The sequence below is a fragment of the Salinivibrio sp. AR640 genome, assembly GCF_001995405.1.
GTDB lineage: Bacteria > Pseudomonadota > Gammaproteobacteria > Enterobacterales > Vibrionaceae > Salinivibrio > Salinivibrio costicola.
Map to the genome: position 1 here is coordinate 1 of NZ_MUFD01000048.1, position 5340 is coordinate 5340.

5 protein-coding genes and 1 tRNA gene are annotated in these 5340 nt (G+C 47.6%); 3 read left to right on the top strand and 3 right to left on the bottom strand.

Annotated elements, in window-relative coordinates:
* Positions 1–142 precede the first annotated feature (142 nt).
* Together BZG75_RS14990 and BZG75_RS14995 are read right to left on the bottom strand one after the other, a co-directional pair.
* The gene (locus BZG75_RS14990; protein WP_077459919.1) at positions 143–1585 is read right to left on the bottom strand and encodes a YfcC family protein; all 1443 of its coding nucleotides are present in this window, start codon (positions 1583–1585) and stop codon (positions 143–145) included.
* Positions 1586–2096: 511 nt separating this feature from the next.
* Positions 2097–2582 carry an RDD family protein gene (locus tag BZG75_RS14995; protein ID WP_077459918.1) on the bottom strand — a complete coding sequence of 162 codons (486 nt, stop codon included), beginning with the start codon at positions 2580–2582 and terminating at the stop codon, positions 2097–2099.
* A gap of 215 nt (positions 2583–2797) precedes the next feature.
* Between BZG75_RS14995 and BZG75_RS15000 the strand changes: the two genes are divergently transcribed.
* The 3 genes from BZG75_RS15000 (at position 2798) to BZG75_RS15010 (ending at position 4791) form a co-directional block, all read left to right on the top strand.
* Positions 2798–2884 (top strand) — tRNA-Leu (locus BZG75_RS15000).
* Positions 2885–3036: 152 nt separating this feature from the next.
* Positions 3037–4497 carry an aminotransferase-like domain-containing protein gene (locus BZG75_RS15005; RefSeq protein WP_077577409.1) on the top strand — a complete coding sequence of 487 codons (1461 nt, stop codon included), beginning with the start codon at positions 3037–3039 and terminating at the stop codon, positions 4495–4497.
* 75 nt (positions 4498–4572) lie between these two features.
* Entirely contained in the window at positions 4573–4791 is a 219-nt protein-coding gene (locus BZG75_RS15010; RefSeq protein WP_021023412.1) for a hypothetical protein, read from the top strand.
* A 348-nt stretch (positions 4792–5139) separates the two neighbouring features.
* Here the strand turns inward: BZG75_RS15010 and BZG75_RS15480 are convergent.
* Positions 5140–5340: hypothetical protein (locus tag BZG75_RS15480; protein ID WP_206779529.1), on the bottom strand; the 201-nt coding region annotated here is incomplete at its 5' end.

The following is a 5340-nucleotide window of genomic DNA, read 5'->3' on the forward strand; positions in this document are numbered from 1 at the left end:
TTATTATACTGCTTGTTGTTAAAAATGTTGTTTTATTGTGAAAAATACAAAGCGACAAAAAATAAAGCAGGTCAAGGTCGTTTTTAGGCAAAAAAAAGCGCACTTGCTTATCGCAAGTGCGCGTGTGTTGCGGTGATAGTGTTTACAGCATGACACCGACGCTGAGCATAACCATAATCATGATAGTTAAAATGCCAAGCAGGGGAGCAACCCATTTTATCCATTTCGCATAGGGTACACGCGCAATGGCTAAGCCGCCCATGACCACGCCAGACGTCGGAGTCACTAGGTTGACCAAGCCAGAGGCTGACTGGTAAGCGGTGACGACTAATTCGCGACCGACGTTGGCGAAATCAGCGAGGGGCGCCATGATTGGCATGGTTAGAACAGCCAGTCCTGATGATGAGGGCACCAAGAAAGACAGAAGTACTTCAAGCCAATACATCACATTGATAAACACAAATGACGACAAGCCCGATACTAGGCTTTCCGCGCTATTCAGTATGGTGTCGGTGATCATGCCTTTGTCCATGATCACCACAATACCGCGCGCAATACCGATGATCAGCGCTACACCAAGTAGGTCTCTCGCCCCATCTATAAAGCTGGTGGTGATTTCCTCTTCACTCATGCGCGCAATAAGACCAATGATAATGGCGGCCCCTAAGAACACGGCTGAGATCTCGGCCATCCACCATCCGAGCGAGGAGACGCCATAAATCATGACCGCGAATGCACCGGCAAAAACGGTAAGGATGACCTTACGTGTGGCGGTGAAGTCTAGGCTTTGATTATCATCGTGCTCGCCAAGGAAATGCTTTTTATTACTTTCATACTGGTCATAAACAATGGATTGGCTTTGGTCAGCGCGTACTTTTCGAGCATAGCGCATGACATAAGCGACACAAATGAGCCAACCAATGGCCAAAATGGCGAGGCGCAGCAGAATACCGTCGGTAAAAGGAATGCCTGCGGCATTGGCAGCAATCACAGTCGCAAACGGGTTAATGGTTGAGCCTAATGTGCCAATACCTGCGCCAAGTAGCACGGTGGCAGCGGCAACGACAGGATCAAAACGTGCGGCCATCATCACAGGCACAAGCAAGGTATAGAAGGGGAGTGATTCTTCAGCCATCCCGTAGATGGTGCCCCCTGCGGCAAATAGGCCCATCAAGATAGGGATCATCCACTCTTCGCGCCCTTCCAAGCGTTTGGTGACCCGCTCAATACCAGCATCAATGGCGCCCGTTTTCGTCACCAGCCCCAAAAAGCCGCCAATAATAAGAATAAACAGGGAGACATCAATGGCCGCCGCTTCATAAGTTTGGTGATTATAAAAGCCATCAATGGGGGCTAAAAGGACATCCACGATGCCTTGCGGATTACTCTCAACTTGCTGATAAGTGCCTGATACAGGGACTTCTTGACCAAGCTCTTCGTTCATGGTGCGGTCGTATTGCCCTGCGGGTACGACCCAACTTAGGGCGGCAACGACGGCAATAAGAATAAACAGTATCGTATAAGCGGATGGGAACTTCAGATTGGCAAACCAACCTTTTTTCTCAGGAACACTCTGGTTACTCATGGTTTCTCCTCATACCTCTTCTCAGTACAGGGGCGTACTACACGTGTTGAGGTAAAGCGTTAAGTTTCACGTCATTATTATTTTGAGCAATAAACATTTGCTTTGTCTTTATTGTAAAAGCGAGAGGCTTCTGACTTCTTGGTGATATCTCACAAAAGGAAATGTGGCTTTTTATTAAAAAAGATGAGCTAAAATTTTAAAGTGAATGTTATGTTGGTTTTTACGCGTACTTATCCTTTTTTTCGCCAAGGGAAAGGTGGGTTTTTATTGATTAAAATGTATCTACTTGCAGCGTAAGGCAGATATTATCCCTTTGCTCGATAGCGTTTATGTGAGCAGATTGCTTAATTAGTCATAAGTGGTGGGCGTTAATGATGAATAAAACAGGATAAAACACCAAGGGTTCCAACGTGAGATAATTAGGCTTTTCTTGTTTTAAATCAAATTAGCGGTTGGCTTAAACCGAAGTCCGCATAGGAAAGGGCGCACTTGCGCCCTATTGATGAGGGCGTTATTTCTTTTTGGTGGGTTTTGGCAGCACAATCATATCGCACTCAGAAAAATGGTCTTGGAAAGCGCGATTATTGATATCGAAGATAACAATGAGGTTGCCAAGGCCAAAGCAGGCCGTTGCCATGCGGATCAGTGCCTGAGTGGGGCGAATATTACTGCCATCGGTATTTTGCAGGCGCAGGCGCCATGCTCGCATCCCGAGTGTTTGTCCTGCCTTACACCAAAAATAGCCATAGAACCCACCGATGACACAGGCTAAATACGCTGTATATAATGGGTTAACAATGGGGTGATGGGTGAGAAAGTCACTGATATCTTGGTAGGGCGCGATAGACATGCCGAGCGCTTGTGCGATCGCGAGCAATGCCATCATGCCGCCCCCCGCAAGCATAAGAAGTGCGGCAACCACTAGAATATCATAGACCCAGGCCGCTAAGCGGCGAAAAAAACCTGCGGTTGGACAAGCGATAGAAGACGTTTGCATTGGTGTTTACATCCCAGTATTCAATTCGATGCTAGCCTAGCACAGACACTGTCTTGGCGAGTAAGACTAGGCTGTTGTTTTTTGACCAACTATGGGGATTTTTTCTGCATAAGTGTATCTTAGTGTCCTGAGTTGGTTAAAAATAATGCGAACAAACACTTTTTTGCTTTTTGTGCTTGCACTCGAAAGGGCGGTACGTATAATTGGCCGCACTTGCCGAGATGGCGGAATTGGTAGACGCAGCGGATTCAAAATCCGCCGCCTTAACGGGTGTGAGGGTTCAAGTCCCTCTCTCGGCACCAAATCCCAAAAAAGCCCCAGTCTAAAGACTGGGGCTTTTTTCGTTATGCGCCCGCATAAGCGATGTGCAAGTCACAATCCGCCACATTCTATCCCGCTAATCCTGACGGCCCAAGGTATGATCCCTCGATAAGCAAAAAGAGGGAGTAGTAAGGTGCAAGTGCGTTATCAAGACATTGCTCGTTGGATCGAAGCACAAATCCAGCAGCGCGTTTGGCAAGTCGGCGAGCGGATCCCATCGGTAAGAGAAATGAGCCGTCTCCAGCGCGTGAGTCCAATGACAGTGATGCGTGCTTATGAACAGTTGGAAGCTGATGGCTGGGTTGAAGCGAGACCCCGGTCCGGTTTTTTTGTTCGCCCTCATTATAACCAGTTGGCAGAGCATGTATTGGCGAGGCCGCAAGCTGATTCTCAATGGCTCTCCACGCATCAGGATGTCTTTGATGTGATCAGTGCTAGTCACCAAGGAACGCGCTATCCATTTGGTTCGGCATTTCCCGATCCTCAACTGTTCCCCATGCAAGCCTTGGGACGGGCAATGGCGCGAGTGCTTCGTCAGTCTTCACATCCAGACCACTTTACTATTTTACCACCCGGTGACACTGGGCTGCGTCGGTTGATTGCCCAACGCTATCTGCGTCAAGGCATTAAAGTTGGCATTGACGAAATCATTATCACCAACGGTGCAATAGAAGCATTAAGTTTGTCATTAGCCGCACTCACTCAACCTGGTGATAAAGTCATTATCGAAGCACCCGCTTTTTATGGGGTACTGCAAACGCTTGAAAGGCTACAACTTGAACCCGTTGCTGTATCGGTTGATCCAAGTTCTGGTATTGATATAAATGCGCTTGAGCACGCCTTAATCTCACACCAAGTATCGGCATGCTGGTTAATGAGTAACTTTCATAATCCTACCGGGGCATCGATTCCAGATGATGACCGGCCCCGTGTGGTTAGCCTACTTGCGTCTCATCAAGTCCCACTTATCGAAGATGATGTATATGGTGAGCTCTATTTCACCCCTTCACGGCCCATGCCTTTAAAAGCCTATGATGCGCAAGGCGGCGTCTTACATTGCGGCTCTTTCTCCAAACAGCTTGCACCTGGTTTTCGAGTGGGCTGGGTCGCGGCAGGGTGCTATGCGATGCAAATAGAGAAGCGTCAGTCCGTTTCGAGCTTAGCCGTAGGGGCGCCCAATCAACTGGCGATTGCTGATTACTTAAAACAAGGCGGCTATGACGCGCACTTACGCCGATTACGTGAAACGCTGTCTACTCGTCAAAACCAGGTCCTCACCCAACTCAAAGCGATCTTACCGGCCAGTGCCTCGGTTAGCGAACCCAAAGGCGGTTATTTTTTGTGGGTTACATTGGATAAAAACATCGATACGCGTGATCTGTTTCAGGCGTTAAGGCCGTTTGGTGTGACCATCGCCCCGGGTGCATTGTTTGCGACAGATGGACGGTTTAATCATTGCTTTCGTCTCAATCTCTCGATTGATGGAAAAGTAACAAGAGAGCTCGAGCACAATGATGCCGAGTGTGATGGGTTAAATCAGATTGCGACGGCTCTCTCATCGTTACTCGCCGCGTCACCTGTACCAGTTAAATAGTGATCACTTTGTACTAGGCCGCGACGGCACTTTTCCCTTTAAACTGGATGTGCAATACCAGCTTGGGAGGAAAAGATGAAACAAGAGATGAGCATGATGGTGGTCGCAATAATTTGTGCAGCGTTACTGATCCTTGGCCACATCATTATTATTGAAACACTTGCCTATTACACATGGGCGCAATGGACCGCTGGCGCAATTCCTTTTGTGCTTTTGCTCATGGCGTGGGGCGCTGTGCGTTATTGTCGAGCGAAAGAGCGTGCGGAGGAAAGGCAACAATCGCACTTGCACTAATTGTTTTTTTGTATTGAGGGAGCGTGAGCACCAGCCATCTCTCGCTCTCCACGACTAGAAAAGCTCTCAACGACCGGAAAAAGGGGCCTTTTGTCTGTTTTTGTTTGTTTTGTGAACAAACGAGCAGCAAGGCGCTTTTTTTTTATATTTAGGGGTTGCGGTAAAAACTGAGATCTCTATACTGCGCTTCCTGTCGACGGGGCAACGAGACGTAAGTCACGAAATGCCAACCACTAAGTCGACACGCTCTTTAACAATTTGACCTATGCAATCTGTGTGGGCACTCGTTGAGAATAGACAAAAAGATTTATTCGATGAACTGAGTGACCAATACGATATAACTTTTAGTTATTCGGCACAGTCAATTCGTTTGTCTCGCAAGAGACGAACAAAACAGTATTTATCGAGCCGTTTGTCTTTTCTTTGGAAAAGCAAACACCAAAACTTTAATTGAAGAGTTTGATCATGGCTCAGATTGAACGCTGGCGGCAGGCCTAACACATGCAAGTCGAGCGGAAACGGCAGTATTGAAGCTTCGGTGGATTTACT

Coding starts and splice junctions, on each gene's coding strand:
- BZG75_RS14990 (WP_077459919.1), bottom strand. CDS start 1,585: ATGAGTAACCAGAGTGTTCCTGAGAAAAAAGGTTGGTTTGCCAATCTG.
- BZG75_RS14995 (WP_077459918.1), bottom strand. CDS start 2,582: ATGCAAACGTCTTCTATCGCTTGTCCAACCGCAGGTTTTTTTCGCCGC.
- BZG75_RS15010 (WP_021023412.1), top strand. CDS start 4,573: ATGAAACAAGAGATGAGCATGATGGTGGTCGCAATAATTTGTGCAGCG.